Source organism: Oligoflexus sp. (genome assembly GCF_035638955.1).
Lineage (GTDB): Bacteria > Bdellovibrionota_B > Oligoflexia > Oligoflexales > Oligoflexaceae > Oligoflexus.
This window is the reverse complement of record NZ_DASQYZ010000136.1, coordinates 1-18,805: the sequence shown is the minus strand read 5'-3', so window position 1 is coordinate 18,805 and position 18,805 is coordinate 1. Positions and strand designations below refer to the sequence as shown.

Below are 18,805 nucleotides of genomic sequence, written 5' to 3'. Positions count from 1 at the left end.
GAAGACCTGCTCTGCCTGCCGTGAGGCAAAGCCGTTCGAGCAGTTTGCGCGAAACCGCTCTCAGCGCGATGGGGTTGATGGCCAATGCCGTCTGTGTGTCAAAGTCCGCAAAGCTCAAGCCTATCATCGAAAGAAGGTCATCGAAAAAAGCAAGCGCCGGATGATCGCCGGGAATCGCGTGCTCGACGTCGCGAACCTAAAGATCGTCACGGTCTTACACCCTTTGCCAACGGGCGAATTTGATCAGCTATGCGGTAGTGTGATCAGCCTCCTGCTCGAAGGGGGTGCAGCGTGAACAGGAAAGCGCGCAGAGCTACTTCGAGTGTCATCAATAAGGTTGTCAAGAACGTGTTTAAGGGCGCTTTCTACGGTCGCGTCAGCACCATTGATCAAGCGTTTGAGGTGGATGGCTCGGTCAGAGCGGATGGCTCGACCGAAGCTCAACAGACACGATGTTTCTACTATGTCGACCATTTAACTCAGAAGACGGGGGTCCTGCACAAGCTGGTCGAGTTCATCACGGACTTGGCGTTCAGCGGCAAGAACACCAAGCGGCCAGGGTTTCAAAAACTATGGAAACTGATCGAGGACGGGGAAATTGATTTCGTCATAGCAGCTGAGCTAAGCCGCCTCAGTAGATCCGTGGCTGACTTCCTCGCCTTTTTGGCTCACTGCGAGAAGCATGGTGTGGCTGTCTTCATCGTCGGCCTTGATTTGGATACATCTTCTCCCTTCGGACGGATGATGATTGTCGTGCTGGTAGCCCTTGCCCAATTTGAAAGGGAAACGACCGCTGTTCGGGTCCGTGAAAACGCTGCTGCACGCTTGCTGCAAGACGGCAAGATAAATGGTTCCGCGGAGATCCTGGGCCTCGATCGAGATCCACATCGTAAAGGTCATTACATCAAGAACCTGCCTGAGCTGCATCGCCTTGTGCAACACCTCAAACTATATATATTGCATCGCAGTAAGCAGAAGGTTTTGTCAGAAGCGAAGCGCCTTGGAATAAAGGGGAAACGAGACAAGGACCTAACTCCTTTCATGTTGGAACAGGCGCTTTTCAATTGCAAATGGCGGTATCGGGGCCTTTGGTTCGCTAATCTGGAGAACGAAGGTGAAAATGACCAGTCGTTACCGGCGTCCAAGAAATTCCAAGTGGTATCTCTGCCGCATGGGCCGCTCATTGATCTTGAACTGCTGGATCAGGTCCAGCGAATACTTGATGATCCAGCTCGCAAGAACAAGCGCGCAGGTAGCCGTGATTACGTTTACATGCTCTCCCATATCCTTTTCCATGACCCAGGTGTGAGCCGTTACACTGGGGCTTCCGCAAAGAGCGCCGCGCATCGCTACTACTATGCCGCTGACAAGAAGCTTCGTATTCGCTGCGAGGAAATCGATCCAATAGTCCTGGAAGCGCTCAAGTCTCACCTGCTGGAAAGCGATCGTTTCCAGGCGCTTGTCGCTAGAGCCGTAAAAGGCAGCGGCTCAGGCCAAGGCCCTGATCTGAAGAACGCAGTTTTCGATCTCCTTAAATCCTTCCATCAGCTCCCCGTCGCTGCGTTGCGATCGATCGTCGAAACCCTCGTCAAGCGGGTCGTCGTTGGCGACGACCACACTCTGACCATCGAATTATTCGAGATCGCTGAGGACGATGGAAGCCAGCGGAAACAACCTTCGACTCGAAAGCGCCGACCCACGGCTTCCAGGACTCCATCTAAAACTAGCGATGGAGGTCTAAACCAATGAACGAAAGAAATGACGCTGGTATCTACGGCGAAGGTTACCTAATAAAATTACCAGAGTTTGACTTTCTTCCACTTATGTTAGTGATGGCTTCACCGAAACCTTTCGTGCCATGGAAAGCGCCTGAGCCTGCTGGCCAGACGGAATCCAGATCCGGCTTCGCGCAGACGAACGTGAATCAAGCCCAAGCTTCGGAATTTCCTAACGGCCCGAGTGTTAACGAGCTCTTAAGGCGACGAGAATGGCAAAAGTTCATCCTCACCCAGACCCACGATCATTTCGTGCAAACCCGGACTGCACTGGCTTCCCGTCTTGACTTCAAACTCGACAACGGTTGGCCAACCAAGATTTTGAGAAACGAATGCAACCGGAAACTGGGAACAGTCCTTATTCAACCTCCCCGACATATTCTTGACGGCATGTTGGAAGCAGGTAGCTCGGAGACAGACGTTCAGGTCCAGGCTCAACAAATGGCTCAAACTTGCTCCCCCTTGACTGCCGATGTCATAGACCTTCTCATATTCCTGCTGCTTGATCCAAAAAATTCGCTGGGAGCCTCTTTCTCCATCGATGCAATACTAGCCGCCCGCAATCTCCAAAAGCATCGCGGTGGAAAAAACGCGAACGGCGAAGCATATCGGGGCGGATACACGAAGGAGCAGCGACAGGACGTTGCCCAGCAAATTGAGCTGCTGTCTTGGGTCCAAGTTCGATATACGAACGCGATAGTTTATCGGAGGAACCAGCCGAAGGAACTCAAGCAGGGGAACGCTGAGCCTCTTTTCAAATTCTCGGAAATTCCCGTCGACAAAAAACGGACTAGGAAAGGTCAACATTGGTCGGTCGAGCCATTCGAAACTTTGCAAGAGATCCTGGCTGGCGGTTTCGTTGGCTATCTCCCACTTCAGGTTATGCAGTATAACCCGGCCAAACGAGCTGCGGAGAAGGCGATTGCTCGACATCTTTTTGCGCGGTGGAGACGAGCACATAAACAAGGCGTTAAAGATCGGCGAGGGTACAGCGGCGGCGGACTTCTGGTCCAGGATCTGTTGAATATCGCTGGTATTTCTGTTGAGCGACACCATCCTGGAAGAGCTGAAGAGAGGCTTTCCGAGGCATTGATCCAGTTGATGGATGATGGGCTGATCAAGGAGCGGGGCTGCCAGTGTATAAATAAGCTAGCCCCTGGTTGGGTCAGCAGATGGCTTCAGGATCGGATTGATATCCATCCAACCGACGAGTTCGTCGAGCTACGGCACTGAAGTACCCCGCTTCTAACTACAGAAAGAAGAAGCGCTCCACCTAGCATCGATTCAATCTTTCCATTAACGACGACCGACCCAACCCTTGCCCTCTCGGCAGGGGTTTTTTGCGTTTGCTATCGGCTCGACCCTTGCGTCCCGCGAGCGGAAGGCCTCCAAGCCGTACAAACCTTGAAAATCCATCGATCCTCCTCTAAAAAAATCGCCCTTTGTCAGCCGCCAACTCGCTCCCAGCCTTGCGAATTAATACTCTGCGATCCCAGCTTGTCTGTCCGAATATTTCTATAAACCATTGTCTTTGCAGATGAAAATAAGACGCCAAAAATGGCTGGAAGTCTATAAAAAGAATAACGGAACCCACATCGAGGAAGCGGAAAAAGAGACTTTAGTAATCTCGGTTCATCCAAAAAAATCCGTTCAAAAGGAACCGACATGATCGAACACACAGCCCCTGATCGCGAACCGCTCGCCTCCGCAGTCAATGGTGGTGTGGCCATGCCCGAGAACAGCTCCGGCAATGCGACGGCCGTGCATTTTGATGGCATGGAGTTGGTACCATCGCCGCAAGAACTAGCGGGTGATGTTGCAGGGGTCATGAGCTTTGGTTTACGCGCATACATCGATATGCAGGCCGGCGCTTTTGGGAAAGACTGCCACAACTCCTTTATCTTCGCGCGGCTGATGAACCTTAATCCTTCGACTGCCGTTGAGGTCTTTGAGCAGATGCTTAAAAAGCGTATGCGCTCTGTAACGGGTCCAATTCTCCAGCAAGTCTCGCAACTTTCAAATACGCCTTTAACGATCACCCGCTGGCAGAGCATTTCGGTTGCATGTGAGATGAGCGTCATGAAGGGAGGCACATCGGTTGATGTATACCGCAAATATGGACTTGATGAAGACGAAGGTCCGAAACTAAAAAATCGCGGAATAAAGATGCAAAACTATTTCGCGCACAAAATACTGGGACAGGATCTCGACGATATTATTGACACCGTGAATATACACGGATCTCTCCTCTCGCACTTCAGGATATTCAAGTACCCGACTCTCCTGGTCTACGCGCTAGACCGAATCAAGAACGCCGATCATCTCTATCACCTACTTGAAAACGGGTTGGTCCGATTCCAAGGGGATCGAAAAACCTATGCGGAACTCACTGTGAAGCAGGCTAACGCATTGACCAAGCGGTTGAGCAAGGATCCAGGCTTCTGGGGCGAACTTATGGGACGGGAAGGTTATGACGACCCTGATGACCCGGTCGACCCAGGCGCTGATGACCAACGCAAAAATACTGATAGCGATGGAAAAGACGCATCGTCGTGCAGGCAGGGGAACCGACGCAGATCAACGTCATTGGAAGAGTTCTTTCATGTCGTTAGCAAGGTGGAGAGGTCGGGAAAGACCCACTTCAAGCATTATCAGGAGTTTGTAAAATGCGTGAAGAGCCTTGATTTGCCGGACAATGAAGCTGATGCCATGAAAGTTGATTACGCTTTGCAGGAATTTGTCAAGGGGTTCGGCGCTCTGTTTCATTTATATGAAACGATACAGTGTCGATGCGATTCAATCTCAGTAACCGCGGGGGACAAATGGCAGAATTTCAAGAAGAGCGCTTGACGGGGTTCAACATGGTCTACGGCGTAGCCGTGGACCTCATCTATGCGAAGGCTCTCAAGAATGTGACCATCTTGAGAGCTGGGCGGGGCCCGTATTTTCTGCAATCAGCCGCGCAGTTCAAGAACGACGCGAGTGGGAAGGTAGAGGAAAAATACGAGGCGTTTCGAGAGATCGTGGGCGCGGAGAGCTGCAAGGATTTTCAAATCTGGGATTCGGGTGGGTTCAGTATATGGACCAGTACACTTTATCCTGCAGACCTTTCGCCCGAGAGTATCGGTACGTATTACAGGAGGTATCCCTGCGCTTTGGGGATCGGGGCGGATGCTCCAATCTATAACTCGGGCTTCGAGATGATGCTGAAAGTGGGTATGCCGCTGACGAAAAGATTCCATCGTGCCTTCAAGAAACCACGGGGCATGCTCCACTACGAGCCGATCCACGGTTTATTCGCGGACGATGACGGAAACTTTACCCTAGCGCAAAAAAAACGTTGGGTTGAGGAAGTGCGGAACGTTGTAGGTGACAGCGCCGATGGATGGGCTATGAGACTCCCCTATGAGCTGGGGTCTGTAGTTAACGCGTACTTCGCCATGTTCCCTTTGTCCTACGGGATGGAAAATTTTCACGTCCTGGGAACGGCACGACTGGAACTGCTTTGCCTTTTTGTATACTTGGCCCAGGCGTATAAGCGTCTCAGTGTGGATGCTACAAACTTTACCATCCAAGCGGTTGAAAATCCTATGGTGCACCGTTTCGTAAACGGACGTCCCAAAAGCTTTCCTCTTAAAGGAAAAACGGACGTAGAGGTTATCGCCAGGGAGCTTGCGAATTGCCAAGGTTTTAATGGAGAGCCTTGCGAAATCTGTGCCTTCATGAGCTGCAAGCTTGGGAAGACTTTCGGCGAGGCATTCCGGGGATTCCGTATGGTGAGATATGCCCGGGTCACGGACAAGAAGAAGGTAATCACTAAACAATTCAATGAGTGGCTGCTGACCCATAACATCGCCGTGGTGGAACGATTCGTTGACGAGCTTAAAGCACTAGTTCACGATCGTGCCGCGTTCTTCCAGTTCCTGGAAAGAATCAAGATGGGCTCCGTAGTAGCAGCTATCACTGGTATTGTTGATCCAGTCCTTGCTAGCGATCGAGAAGCCTATGCCCAACATCTCTCGCTGCTCGGTTAACAATGATAGACGGGACTTGGTACTTAACCGGGAGCTTTCCATGCTTTTAAAGAGGTGTCGTCAACGCAATAATATTAACACCAAAAAAATACTACCAAAACCACGCAATCGGCTCGTCTCCTTAGTGGAGGCAAAGGGGTGGCCCATTATAGCCCCAAAAAAATTGCCGATTCTTGAGCTATTTTCAGCCGCCAAAAAATGAAGGTTTTCTCGACACCTGCAACACGGAGTTTGCCTCAGGATCAACCTATTGAAGACAATGCCCCAAAGATTCCAACGATGAAAGTTGGACTTACCGATTTTTTTGGGGCCGCATCCAAAATCAAAGGACTTCCTGGATGAACCCACAAAGATCAACTTTTGGGTGTTTCCCATAAATGTTTTTTGCGAAGGAAGGTATATGAACAGGTCCCAAAGCTCTCCCCTTAACGACACCCCATTCTCCGAAGCTCTTAGTGTGGCCCACGCCCGATTGAAATCCATCGTCGATATCAGCAACGGTATTCCTGACATGCGCAAGCCGGATCTTCGTAAAGCCATCGACAACGCGATTACGCGGTTCGGTAGAGCCCCCTCCAACGACGTTATCCCCTGGATCAGAAAAACCCGTCGGGAAATCCTGAACTTGTTCGAACTCAGCCTAGGCGACAAGAACCCTATGTGGCCGTTGGTCCGCAACCACCTCTTTGGGGTTTTTGGTCCGGACGGACTCGAAGGCGACGCCAAATTTTTAACAGGCAGTTGGCAAAAGGTACGTAAGACGGAAACTCGAGCAGGCAGGTTGAAATCCATGATACTTATTTCGCTACCGTCATCGCTGATCCTGTGGGGGGTTCTCCCCCTTCACAGTCCCATTGCCGGTTGCCCAGGACACCCAAGAGCCCCGCCCTTTTCTAAAATTTCACGCCACCAGTCGACAGCTAAAACCTTCGTCACATAATAGGAATAAATCATGACTTATGATTACTGGGATAAAATTCGCACAAACTCCTCGTCTTCGACAGGCTCAATTGTCAAAGCTAACATAGGGGATCTGGAACTGTTTAGCTTCAAACACACAAATCCGGGCATGATCATTCTTCCCCCTCGTCGCGATCCCGCTCTGGTGAAACTGCACTATATAGTCAGAGACTCCGGCTACGATCCCGATTACGTGGATGCAGGCTATTTTCGTTGCGGGGGGAGCGATTGCGTCTACTGCGACCATATAAGCAAAGGGTCCGAATTTCTTCTGCTTCCTGTTTACTCCGTGGCCGATGCGAAGATCCATATTTTGCACTTCAAGCCGACCGATGAAGAAGGTGGTATTGGGTTAATTGTAGCTGAAGCCTACCGGAGGAAGGCTGATGATCGCAAAGAGGTTTTGGTGATCAAGCAAGTTCGGACCGAATCAAACAAGTACCGTTACATCGCGAACGCATCCGAGGAACAAGTCGAAGGGGAGGGGGATCGTGAGATGAGCGAGTTCTTGAAAGATTTGAACGATGGAACGATTCTGATCGAAGAAGTCTTTCCGTCGTACAGCAATGAGGACTTGCTAGGGGGGATTGAAAAACTTCGGCGCCTTCATGCGCGGGCATTTGCCAAGTCGAAGCCGAAAGTTCAACCAGCTCAAACTGAACGGCGGAGAGCAGGGGGTAAACCAATGGCACCGATTCCGCCGGAGCGTGAAGACGATGACGCGCTTTGATGAACACCATCTGTCTACCTTTCGTAAGGAAGATCTTGACCATAAGAAGTTAATTTCTCAGGTGCAAGAGTTCGATAACCTATCGATTTGCTGCAGCCAGGGTGTTGGGAAAACCTTTATCGCCGAAAACGTGATGATGGACCCGGAAACGTACGACAAATTTCCTTTTATCGTATACTCGGCCCCCCAAAAAGGCATCATCAAAGAGCGGATAGCTTACCTCAAGCCGGAGGCTGTACCGGTCCCGGTCGCCATTCTTTGGGGTCGCCCCCGTGAGCGCTGCGGAAAGGTGTTAAACAAGCGCTGGCAGGAGATGGAAGAGTCTGGGAGCGCAGCTCTCGGCAGAGAAACCATATGTGCCAAGTGCCCCAAAAACACCCCAACAAATCGTTGCCCCTGGCCGGTACCGTTAAAGGAGAAAGTCGGCAGCGCACGGTTAATCCTGATAACTGACCAAAAGTTGAGGGTTGAAAAGTCTCTCATTCTGAACTTACAACGTATCATTTGTAGCAGGGGTGAAGGGGTATTCGAAGATGCTCGACCCTTGGTGATTTTTGACGAATGTGAGATCATTGACGAATCATTTTTCGAGGAAATCGATCGAACGGACCTTCAACGTTTGACGAGCCTGATTCATGCCAGCACAATCGGCTACACCTTGAAAAGCACGGTGTTGGTATTGATTAAACAGTTGTTGGAAGCTCGTTCCAACATGGATCTCCTTGACCTCAAGAAGTTGCCGATGTCCTTAACTAAGTTCTTTCCTGAACTTCAAGCCATGGGTCGGGAGGCCCATGGCCCCTCTTTCGTATTCGGAGGTCATCAACTCCTGTCTATTGGGTTGAGCTACGAACACGAAAGATATTTTGAAAATGGCTCAGATCCGAAAATTCGTTTTCGAGTCAGACCGTACCTTGGCTGCCACCTATTGATACTGTCTGCCGGTCTTACGAAATCAATCATAGTTGAAACTTTGAAGATCCAACACCTACATGCCCCCTTTGATCATATCAAGTTCCACCATAGCGGGTCCCGCATAGTAAACTTGTGTGACACTGGTGGATCAAGGAAATTCTTCTCAGGCAACCGGCAAAGAATTCTAAGGGTGTTCGCAGCCATGTGCATACAAAACGCGATAGCAGGCAAGGCGACTGTTCTCGTGACTTGCAAAGCTTTCAAGGGTGTGTGCATCAAGGAACTAACCGCTTTGGTTCACGGTTGGGGTTTTTTTCAGATGAAATTCGAAGCCAAGTTGCTTTTCAGGAAGAAAAATCCATGGACTATTCAGGTGATAAACTACGGGGCAAAGGGATTCAACAATTTAACCGAATATGACGCCTGCTTCTGCCTGAACTCTTACTACGTTTCACCTGGCGTTATAGAGCGTAAGGTATTCGAAGACGATCGTGACCTTGGCCGGATAAAGCTAGACTACACCGGTCGAGGATATCGAAGGATGATTTTAGGGGGATCCACTTCCGAGGATGATATCTGGCGGAAAAACCTCATACGGGACTGGCACCATAAGATGGAACTCAACCAAGTAATTCAAGCAGCGTCACGGGTCAGGCCATTTACTCTCTCGCGGGACGTTGTTTTTTTCCAAACCAACGACTTCAGCGAGCACCTAGGCGGGACAATTAATGAGGTGCGAAACCTGGACGGCCTCAGGTGTTTCTTCAATGTCCCAGCAGCGAAGGAATTTAAGAGTGTTTTTCGGGCAATGGTTTGTGATGTTCTATTCCATCGACGGGGTGTCCGAAGGCTGGAGATTGAGAAACTTTTAGGCATCAGTCGACCAACCTTAAATAAGGCGCTGAAGATGGCTGATGATATACGGAGTGGAAGCTACGATGGAGACCTTAAAAAATCCAATATAATATATTATATTATTGAAAATTTTAAGGTCGATCGATATGTGGACAGGGTGTTTGAGAGCATAAATCTATTCCCAAGTAACATGACGCCGGAGGGTGTGTAATGATGAATATGAATGCTTTACGCCGGCACCTTGAAGCCAGTATTTCCGAAAACCAGGTGAAACTGCTCGATGTAGTTGTCGTCCCTTGGCTCGATTACTCGGTCCCTCCATTCGCATGGTTTGATGAGTGCTCACAGAGCGTCATCGAGAAGGAGGACATTTCTAGCACGGTATTGAAGGGGCTGACCTTGGCCTTTCGCGACAAGTTTGGCTGCATACGCAATTTTAGTGGTTCCTATGATGGAAGTCCCGTCGAACACGGTGAGCTTGAAGCGTTGTTAAAGGCCAACGTTCAGTGGGTGACATATGATGCCAAAAACTTGTACTTTGGGCTTTTTGGGGAACGAATCTATCTCGACTGGGACCAGCCAATTTTTGACATCAGGGTGGTTGCGTCGCTTCTTTTGTTGGGAAGGACAAAGGTGGACCCCCATTTGCCTTCGATCTACAGGGAAAGGGGCCAATTCCCTGGGGGACAGGGTAAAGCTGATGCTGAAATGGTATCGGTAAGCTCCCTGTCTCAGTGGCTGCTTAAGGATTCGGGTGCCACCCCCACCCCCTCCCCTCATCCCCAATTAACCCATATCTACGTTGAAAAGACGAATGCTGAACGAACGGCATCGCAGTTGGTTCCCCTGTATGAAGCGCTCAATAAGGAAATCCCCCCTCGGAGCAGGGCATACATTGAAACAGTCGAACTGCCTTCCGTCGAAGCCAACGCTTGGATCGAGTGGGTGGGGGTTCGAATATGCGACTATGATTTCGCCTACCTTCGAGGCTGGTTCAAGGATCTCGGTCCACAGTCATCAAATTCAAGAAAAATCCAGAAGTTCATTTCTGACAACAAATGGCTTCTTTCAAGACCCTTGCAGACGGGGGTTGATGCCAGGGTCCATCCCATTCACACTCAGAACGCTGCTGCGACCGGACGAAGTAGTTTCAAACGTCCAAAGCTTCAGTACATTCCAAAACCATTGCGTGCCCTGGTGCAAGCGTCACCGGGTAATCTGATTCTGGAAGTTGACTTTTCAAGTTTCGACTTCGCAATTGCTGCGGCGATTTTTTCCGACCAGGAAGCGATTGATTCTTGCACAAACGGGGATCCATTTTCCGAATCGATAGGTGGTTTTGATCGCAATCAGATGAAGCACGCTGTTCAAATCTGGATTCATGGTGGTAGAGAGTCGACTTTGAAGAAAGAGATGGGGATCACGTCAGCTCTATCCGCCGAGGTCTTTCGAACTCTGGCCCTCCGTTACCCTCGGATCAATGAAGGGTTGAAGGGTATCGAGACCATGGCTCGAGAAAAAAGAATGATCGAAATTTCAAAAGGGGTCGTTCGTTCATTCCCGTCAAAAGAATCAAGCGACCTTTGGATGTCATCGTCGGCTATTGCGTCAGTCCTCCAGGGAAACGGAGCGATGATCCTAAAGCAGGCCGTTTATGACGTTTACAAAATTTATCGAGGTTCCTCGACTTTGTGCATTCTGACCAATCATGATTCCGTATTGATAGAGACTCCACGAGAGATCGCAAAAGAAACGAGAGAAGAGGTTCAGTATATTCTGACTCAAGCTGCGAAGAAGCACCTTCCGAGCATGCCAGCCAAGACGAAATGGGCGTTGGGTGTACGGTGGGGCAAAAGATCCGACATGAAAGCTTTCCAGGTGGTGTAGTGGCGCTTAATTAAACATTGATCCTGTCGCAGAATATTTTTGGAAGCCCGGTTTTCGTGCTGTAATCCCGGCACGGTCTTTTATAAGTGGTCCTTACGGATTATAATAAATGATTACCCCGTAAGGATTTTTTTATGATTGAAACACCTTATCTTCCAAAGTTTCTCGCGTCTGGAATCGGCCTTTCTGGATCCAGGATAATGTCCAAGATCCGAAAAAAGAAAATCAAAGACCTTCTCGACATCACTATCTATTGCCCAGAAGATGGGGACGAGGGTGCATTCAACCTCGACGGGGAATTAAGAACGCTGGAGTGGCTTGAAAATGAAATAGCCAGTATTGACCTCCTCCTCCTGACGGCGGACTTTTCAAATCAGAGCACCTTTGAGCTTTTTCCAGACGTCATGGCCAAGGCAACGGAACATGGGATTTTCGTCTTTGTTTTCCCGGTCAATGGTCCAATTAGAGGTAAGCTGGGTTATCACGCGATAACAAACGAAAAGATATTCTTCGTCGAACCTGTTGAACATCTCTCGGCGTCCCAAGACGAGATCGTAGTCAACGGCATCAAGGCCATATCAGATATTACTTTTGCTGCACAGCCGATGGTTGTTGACTACTGGGACATAAAGCACAGCCTTGATTCATATCCGGGGTTCACCGTGCTGGGCCAAGGCGAAGGTGCAACCTGCGAACTTGCAGTCCAAGGTGCACTCACCTGCTTTTCCGAGGCGGGGGTGGATCTTGAGAAAGCTAAGGGCTTCATCGTTGGAGTCGCCGTTGGTAAACCGCCAGAGATGCAGGAGGTGGTCCCTGGTCTGCATCTCATTCAGGAAGCCGCTCATGAAGATGCGGATATTGTTTGGGGCTTTGTTGATGATCCCACCCTCGGTGCCAACATAAGAGTGTCGGTATTCGCATTTGGTTTTGATGCAAGACCCATTACTTCGTCCTAAGGGCCATTGCCAGCACGGGATAGGACACACCAACTTTTTTGGCTGCTTCGGTAATCGTCATACCTTTTTCTCTAACCAGGCCGATCCCAGCTCTAATGGTGCAATCACTGATAGTCCTGGGTCGGCCAATGATTTTCCCCTTAGCTCTCGCCGATTCAATCCCCGCCTTTGTCCTGTCGGAAATCATCGAGCGCTCCAGCTCTGCCATCGAAGCCAGGATAGCCGTTACCATCTTGCCGATGGGAGACGCGAAGTCTATGAACTCGCGTTCGCTCCTTAGAATAACGCCTCTGTCAGTAAGCTCTTCGATCAAAGTCAGAATCTCCGTGGTCTTCCTTCCAAGCCGATCAAGGGCTGCAATGATCAAGACATCTCCCCTCTGAAGCTGCTCGACCAGGGCTTTGAGCATTGGACGGGCCTTGGCGCCGGAGGCAATTTCAGATACAATCTGAGCCCCTGGATACTTCTTGGTTAACATCTGAGTTTGTGGGTCGACGCTTTGCCCATCGGTGGAAACTCGGCAATACAGATACTCAGCCATGTTTCAGGTCCTTTAGTGATCAAAAATAGTGAGGATTACAAAAATAAGCGAGAATTATAATAATATCACACCCCTTTATTTCATAAACGATCATTTTTTTTAAGCCTACATGCGGGATCGGTGGCACGAAGCTAGGTGAATCCATGGCCAAGGTTCCTAAAGTCAATTTTGATCGTTCGAGCAACGCTCCGTAGCCTTCCCGGACGTTTATCTGCTAATAGTTTTGCGACTAAAGCTGTTGAGCAGAAAGTAGGCTTGTCTGATGGAAGGGTCACCATCAGTTGTGCGGAAGGTTTCAAGGACTTTTCTAGTTCTGCAGCAGCTCATCGGCATACTCTGCCAGCATCTAAGTTGTCACCGGGCCGGTTTCTGTGTGAATCACGACACCATTGCGATCGATAATAAAGTCTCAGGCGCACCCGTTACCCCATAATCGATGGCCGCTTTACTGTCCTCAGTATCAAGTCCCAGGTTTGGTGAATTGTAGAGCCACGCTCAAGCGTATCTTGAATCGCGATGCCCCTATCCTTGTACGTCTGCCAGAAGATTCCAAATCCAGCGCTTCCCCGCGACAGCTGGTGTCCCAGAAATTCAGAATCAGAGGTCGGCCTTTGAAGTCAGCCAATGAGAATCCTCTAGGATCTGTTGCGTGGCCCAAAAGGTCCTGTCCCTGAAGCCAATCTACTTGAAATCCCCGTGCAGTTTTGCCGAGCAGAACTGAAGGAATGTCTTTGTCAGTGGGATGGGATAGACCGCGATATAAAAAGCCGATAACTGCGCCGACCACGACTATCGCTACCAGAGTGACGATCAGGTGCTTGCGGTTAGGTCCCGGAACAACAACGTGATCGGGCACGAGCGGGCCTCGTCGAATTTTCAAATTGCTTTTTCCCGCAGCTCCTTGTCCATAGAATGCGGGGCATCAAGCTTTTTGGTACTCTTCAGAAGATTTACCATTAAAAGTAGATGGCAGGATCTAGTATTCTTTTTCAATAACGCGTTCCCCATCCTGGCCGTAGCAAAAGATCATCCGCCGTGGAGGTGAATCCAGCGCAAAGACGTGATTCGTAAGATCCTCGATTCTGAAAGGACTGCAGCCGAGGAAGCGGAATGTATCGGGATTCGCATCGAGTGGTTCGAGGAATGAGAAATAGACTCGGCGATTGGCCTGTATAAAAGGCCCACCGTAGTAGGCAAAAGTCGCAGGATCCACATCGATGCCCATGTTCCAGCTTTCGGATAATTTGCTGTTTGTGTGGTAGACGTTGTCTTTGTCCTTGAAAAATGTGTAGAGGGACATTTCCTGAGTGGCAACCAGGGGCTCAACCTTGCTGAAGCTCGACGCATCGATGTTCGGTGCAATAGAGCCGAAATTATAAACGGGGGACCTGTCTTTGGCGAAGGCATAGCCCACGAACTCGAAAGTTGTGGGATCGGCCGCCTTGATCTGCCGGTGAGTATAATACACCCGCTCCATATCGCGGGAATAGCTGCCTTTCAGGATCTCAAATGAGGCGACGTCGGCGCCCTTGATTTCGGATGCATTCGAGTAGATTATGCCTGCCTTCCTATCGATGGCAAAACCATCACCCAGCTCGACAAAGTCAGCAGCATTTGGGCTCAGAACGCGCCCATGGTGGCAAACCACGTCACCCCGCACCTCATAAAAGCCGTTTGCACCTACGCAGGGCCCTAGTTCCGTGGCCGGACGATTTTCCTTCTGCTTGGGTGGAAGGCATGCTTGAAGTAGGACCATGACCATCAGCGAACCAAAGAACTTTTTCATGCAACACTCCACCTTCTATTCTGAGAATCTATCGGCGGAATGCTTAGCATAATTGAAGTCTTAAGGCTGGAAAGCGTATTCTACTGTATTCAAAACAGGTAAAGAATGTTTAACCAAACGCTGGAATCCACCTGATCAGTGGCCCTGACGATCAGGGAAACAAGATCATTCTGAGCAGCAAGAGAATTCTGCCCCAAAATCGCTAAAGAAATTCGACAAAAATACCGATACGCCCAGCAATATCAGCAAAATAGATGGAGTCTGAACATGTGGAAATCCGCAACGGATCTTTTGAATTCTGCTTCAGACTCGGTCGGAGAGGCTGTGAAAGATGCCAAGGAAAAATACGAGGCGTCTATGTTGAAATCGAAATTGGATCAAGCCGCAGAACACACGCAGAAGGCTTTGGATAAAACGGGCGTCCCAGAACTCCTGGGGCATGTTTCCCAAGCAGCAGGTGAACAACTGGATGCCATATCAGGAGCCAAAATCCTCGCCCTTGTCGAGGAACGCCTCCAGCTTCAAGACCGTTATAACGACATCCTTGCCGCCAAGCTTCAAGAGGCTCTCGATCGCATTGATCAGCTCGAAAAACAGCTCGCTAAGAAGGACGTCAAGTGAACATTAAAGATTTTGCCGAACGGCATGTTCAATCGTGTCCGCCTATCCAACAGACAGTTCGACGCTGGGCTCTGGAACGTCAAGTAGATGATTTTCTGAATATATCTCTGATGCCTGGATTCATGATTGCTGACCTATTTATTGGTGACCAACTGCGTCTCGCCGACTTTCCTCCTGTATCTCAAGACATTCTCGATGCCTTTTCAAAGCTCATGGGAGCGAAAGCTGATAGTTATGAAGAAGTGCGCAGTCTTATTCTAGATAAGATAGAGAAAGGCGAAAGTTCCGTTTGGGGACTTACGAATAAAATCCAGGGACAGTTTGGGGAAAATCTTTTCGTCGCTGCTTCCGAAGGAAAGGCATCACTTGCAAGTCTGGGAAATCAAGAGTCCTGGGATGTTTCCGTGGATCACGGAGATTTCACCCAGTATGTACAGGTCAAGGTTTATGAAGATCCGAACAAGGTCATGGAAAAAATTCTTGAGGTACAAGAAAAACTCAAGTCAGGATCAATTGCGGGCGTAAATGGTGAGGCGGTCGAGTCCATCGATTTCGCAGTTAATTCCGATATAGTCGATGAAGTTCGGCGGGAAGTTTCCGAGCGCGGTATTGATATCAATATTCTCGATATGGGTTCGACCCAGGAGGAGATTCGGAGTCAGCTTCTAGAGGGGTTCGCTAATGCCTCTGTTTCGCCGTTTGAAAATCTCTTCGGTGAATTGTTTGAGGGGGTATTGGCGGTTGGATCGATACATTTAGCGATTTGTGCATTTCAAATCTATTTCCAGGCCAAAGACCGTAATCAGGCTATTGAAGATGCCCTTTATCGAGTTGCGGTGGCGGCTGGTGCTGGCGCTGCTGGTCTTGCAGCAGAAGCCTTAGTGCTGAATGCTGCCCTTCTGCTTAAGATTGAAGTAGTTGCAGTATATCTAGCCGGACCAATAGGCGTTATTGGTGGAATTGGAGCTGCAGTTGTCCTGCGTCGCGTCTCTAATCGCCGGTTTGTTGTGCAACGGCTTGCGGAGAATAATGAGCGACAGCGACAACTCTTGACAGCGTTGCAGGCGGTCTAGGGGTGATATAGCCGACCAGTAGGGTCAGCGTGAGCATCGCCTATTTTGAGATGGGCTTGCCAAAGTCAAAATTGTGCTACCCTTCCTCCTTGGAAGTGGGCACAGCCGAGAGTAGTACGCTCCGCGTACTATTGTTACAGCGAAGTGACTTTAGACATGATGGCTCGATTGTTGTCTGCTGAGGGACGAATGAAGACGGCGGGTTTAATTTTTTCTGGACTGGCAGTCAAAGCTCTGAGAATTTCGGAATGCCACTCATCCAGCTTTGCTTTCGTACCTTGCATTTCTGGAATCCCAAGCATTAGTTCGCTGAGGCCGCTCATCGCATTGGCTAGATTGATCAGACCGTGCTTGGCAACCCGTAAAGGTGTCTCGGTTGGGGGCCTTGGCTGCTGACCTGGACGAAGATCGTTCACCGCAGCTCGCAGCTCCACGCAGGATAGCCCACGAATGGAGGTTCCGTCAGGAAACTCTCCTGACTTGAAAATTTGCGATTTTAACTGGTTCGGCACCCTTTTCAGCGTTGCAAGCTTGTCGGGATTCTCGATATCCCCTAGCATTGGCCACTTCAGCCACATTTCCCCGGCTTTTATCAGCTTCGAGATTTCGCTAACACTGCGGGCAAGGTCGGGTGCTGCCGTAAATAGGCATATCGCGATTTCCGTAGGACCTTTTCCTGTAGCCTGTTTCAGTAGGGCGCAGAGCTTAGCGAGAAGCATCCTGCTGCTACTATATGTTCTCAGGGTTGTTTCGAGGGCGCGAGCGATTTGCTGCGACTCGTCACCGTCAGGCAGAACCTTCATCAAGCTTCGGCAGAACTCAGTTTCCTCAGACACAGCCTCAGCCCATAAGCCGTTGGCATGCAAAAAGCTTTTGATCGAAGATTTCATGTGGTTTTTCCTCCGCCACTTAATCTTTGCAGCGGAGGAAATTCAATGTATAGAAGCGGCAGTATAGCTAGGAAGAAAGCAAGGCATACACCGTTGGGTTGTCGAGCGAAACCCCCTGTGGGCAAATAAAATTCGCGGGGTGGGAAATCAATGGGGGAAGAAGCTTGGCAGTTACGATTCGCTACTGTATCTGGGCTTCGTGCTATCCGCAATTCGCATTGCAAGCGTTTTCGGATAGGCAATTAGAAACCGCTGACGATGGCACTTTTTACGCTTGGCGCAACAGTGTCTAAAGTTATGCCTTTTGCTTTACAGTAATCTGAGTCCAGCCATACAGATAGCCGCTTCTGCTGTTTGCTGGAATTACAACTTTGGCAGCAGCGAACTATATTTTCAGGAGTAATGATTCGGATGTCGTTAATTATATGCTCCCACGTACCAGAAGATTTTCTTGCACATTGTATCGATGTGAATTCAGTTCGGCAATAAACGCAGGATTTGTCTCGTTCTAGAACTTCTTTTTCAAGCCACGGAGGTATATTCCAACGGTTAGCCATATGGATCCTTTGCTTGCTTTATTCGCTTGTCACTAAGATCGCTTCGCATTGGGAGTAATGCAGGAGAATGACAAATAGAGATACTCTGACTTTCCGTCGGAAATTTGAATACTGGTCTGATCCTGGGAAGTAGCGTTGATGCCTTCGCGCTTAGAACAAAATACTATTGGAACTCCAATCTTCATCCCATTTGCAAAACAAGTGAGCCGCATGTGCTCTGCATATGCTTTGCCTTGACCCAGTATATCGTCATTCCATGAGGACTGGAAATTTAAATCGCACTTTAAGTTTCGGCCCTTCGATAAATAACCTTTATCAACCATCTCAGCAATTTCTCTTTGTGAGAGAAGTTTTCCAGTTAATTCGTCACTGCTCTCCTTTAAGAGAAATACCCAGCTAATTGGTCCTGGCCTATAATCTTGCTTTTCAGTAGCATTTGCTTGAACAGCAAGGGCTACGAGTAAAAAAAGAAGAATCCTCATGATGGATCAGCCTCTGCTTTCAAGTTCTACGGAGAAGATTTTAAAGAAGAACAGGGAACGAATTTTCCGAAGAATTAGTCCTTCAGCGATGTTCCCGGTCCTTATTCTGCAAGCCGTCTGCCAAACCCCTCCCTATTTTCGAAATTATTTCCCAATAGAAATAGCAAGTTGAACACAATCAAATGGGGCCCGTTGACTAGCATTCTGACAACTGTCCAACCGTGCGGGAGCCTGCTCTGGTCTTGATTAAATCGGACTTTCAGGCGACCCCGGTGCTGGCCTGCGAACGTGCGCAGCTTCAAAGCGCGCTGGATCTGGGCAATAGTCCAATTAAAAAATCCTGAGGTAGTCCTGCGCGTTTCCATCCAGGACACATAACGTATTCATCTATGCTGGAATAAAGATGCCGAAATACAACGTCACATCCATCAGTGGATTGGCAGGAGAAGATGTCATCAGATATTGGCAATGAAAAGCCATTTCAAGTGTCAAGGCTTCGCCTACGATCTACAACTGTAGGACTAATTATGTTGTCCGTGACTTTTGTTTTTCGTTGAGACCATTGGGGATTTTTGGCCCCAATGGCGACAAGCAGGTGTAGAGTGCGTAAGCGCCCCAGCAAGTCACGGTTAGACTCCGTCCCCACCTGATCGTATCCTGCCTCATCACCCGCAGTTGGTGATCAAAATACAGTGGTTTAAAAGATGATCATTTTCGGCATTTGGTAAAAATGCAAAACGCAT

The 18,805-nt window shown here is 49.2% G+C and carries 16 protein-coding genes and 1 pseudogene; 12 read left to right on the top strand and 5 right to left on the bottom strand.

All coding sequences use genetic code 11. The features are described from left to right. The 10 genes and pseudogenes from VE954_RS13575 to VE954_RS13530 form a co-directional block, all read left to right on the top strand. A pseudogene (locus VE954_RS13575) lies at positions 1-295 on the top strand (hypothetical protein); the annotation flags it as partial. After that, positions 292-1,749, top strand: coding sequence for a recombinase family protein (locus VE954_RS13570; protein WP_324953574.1), 1,458 nt, complete (start codon positions 292-294; stop codon positions 1,747-1,749). The pseudogene VE954_RS13575 and the gene VE954_RS13570, both read left to right, overlap by 4 nt. Further along, complete coding sequence (locus tag VE954_RS13565; RefSeq protein ID WP_324953572.1) at positions 1,746-3,008, top strand: hypothetical protein; 1,263 nt, start codon at positions 1,746-1,748, stop codon at positions 3,006-3,008. The genes VE954_RS13570 and VE954_RS13565 overlap by 4 nt, the downstream gene beginning before the upstream one ends. 432 nt (positions 3,009-3,440) lie before the next feature. After that, entirely contained in the window at positions 3,441-4,625 is a 1,185-nt protein-coding gene (locus VE954_RS13560) for a hypothetical protein (RefSeq protein ID WP_324953570.1), read from the top strand. Beyond that, positions 4,598-5,809 (top strand): hypothetical protein, encoded by a 1,212-nt coding sequence (locus VE954_RS13555; protein ID WP_324953568.1) that lies wholly within the window; start codon positions 4,598-4,600, stop codon positions 5,807-5,809. The genes VE954_RS13560 and VE954_RS13555 overlap by 28 nt, the downstream gene beginning before the upstream one ends. 400 nt (positions 5,810-6,209) lie before the next feature. Next, entirely contained in the window at positions 6,210-6,749 is a 540-nt protein-coding gene (locus VE954_RS13550; protein ID WP_324953566.1) for a hypothetical protein, read from the top strand. 12 nt (positions 6,750-6,761) lie between these two features. Then, positions 6,762-7,499 (top strand): hypothetical protein, encoded by a 738-nt coding sequence (locus VE954_RS13545; protein ID WP_324953564.1) that lies wholly within the window; start codon positions 6,762-6,764, stop codon positions 7,497-7,499. Next, positions 7,486-9,480, top strand: a complete 1,995-nt coding sequence (locus VE954_RS13540) for a hypothetical protein (protein ID WP_324953562.1) — start codon at positions 7,486-7,488, stop codon at positions 9,478-9,480. Before VE954_RS13545 ends, VE954_RS13540 begins: the two co-directional genes overlap by 14 nt. After that, entirely contained in the window at positions 9,480-11,156 is a 1,677-nt protein-coding gene (locus VE954_RS13535) for a DNA polymerase (RefSeq protein ID WP_324953560.1), read from the top strand. Before VE954_RS13540 ends, VE954_RS13535 begins: the two co-directional genes overlap by 1 nt. 134 nt (positions 11,157-11,290) lie before the next feature. After that, positions 11,291-12,112 carry a hypothetical protein gene (locus VE954_RS13530; protein ID WP_324953558.1) on the top strand — a complete coding sequence of 274 codons (822 nt, stop codon included), beginning with the start codon at positions 11,291-11,293 and terminating at the stop codon, positions 12,110-12,112. Here VE954_RS13530 and VE954_RS13525 read toward each other — a convergent pair. From VE954_RS13525 to VE954_RS13515, 3 genes are all read right to left on the bottom strand, one after another. Next, positions 12,099-12,653, bottom strand: coding sequence for a recombinase family protein (locus tag VE954_RS13525; RefSeq protein WP_324953556.1), 555 nt, complete (start codon positions 12,651-12,653; stop codon positions 12,099-12,101). The two genes, VE954_RS13530 and VE954_RS13525, sit on opposite strands and share 14 nt — an antisense overlap. Positions 12,654-13,113: 460 nt before the next feature. Next, positions 13,114-13,533 carry a hypothetical protein gene (locus VE954_RS13520; RefSeq protein WP_324953554.1) on the bottom strand — a complete coding sequence of 140 codons (420 nt, stop codon included), beginning with the start codon at positions 13,531-13,533 and terminating at the stop codon, positions 13,114-13,116. Positions 13,534-13,629: 96 nt separating this feature from the next. Beyond that, the gene (locus tag VE954_RS13515; RefSeq protein WP_324953552.1) at positions 13,630-14,439 is read right to left on the bottom strand and encodes a DKNYY domain-containing protein; all 810 of its coding nucleotides are present in this window, start codon (positions 14,437-14,439) and stop codon (positions 13,630-13,632) included. Positions 14,440-14,706: 267 nt separating this feature from the next. Between VE954_RS13515 and VE954_RS13510 the strand changes: the two genes are divergently transcribed. Together VE954_RS13510 and VE954_RS13505 are read left to right on the top strand one after the other, a co-directional pair. After that, positions 14,707-15,060 (top strand): hypothetical protein, encoded by a 354-nt coding sequence (locus tag VE954_RS13510; protein WP_324953550.1) that lies wholly within the window; start codon positions 14,707-14,709, stop codon positions 15,058-15,060. Further along, positions 15,057-16,133 carry a hypothetical protein gene (locus VE954_RS13505; protein ID WP_324953548.1) on the top strand — a complete coding sequence of 359 codons (1,077 nt, stop codon included), beginning with the start codon at positions 15,057-15,059 and terminating at the stop codon, positions 16,131-16,133. The genes VE954_RS13510 and VE954_RS13505 overlap by 4 nt, the downstream gene beginning before the upstream one ends. A gap of 134 nt (positions 16,134-16,267) precedes the next feature. Here VE954_RS13505 and VE954_RS13500 read toward each other — a convergent pair whose 3' ends face one another. Continuing rightward, complete coding sequence (locus tag VE954_RS13500; RefSeq protein WP_324953546.1) at positions 16,268-17,023, bottom strand: hypothetical protein; 756 nt, start codon at positions 17,021-17,023, stop codon at positions 16,268-16,270. A 589-nt stretch (positions 17,024-17,612) separates the two neighbouring features. Beyond that, the gene (locus tag VE954_RS13495) at positions 17,613-18,062 is read right to left on the bottom strand and encodes a hypothetical protein (protein ID WP_324953544.1); all 450 of its coding nucleotides are present in this window, start codon (positions 18,060-18,062) and stop codon (positions 17,613-17,615) included. Between the last annotated feature and the right edge of the window lie 743 nt (positions 18,063-18,805).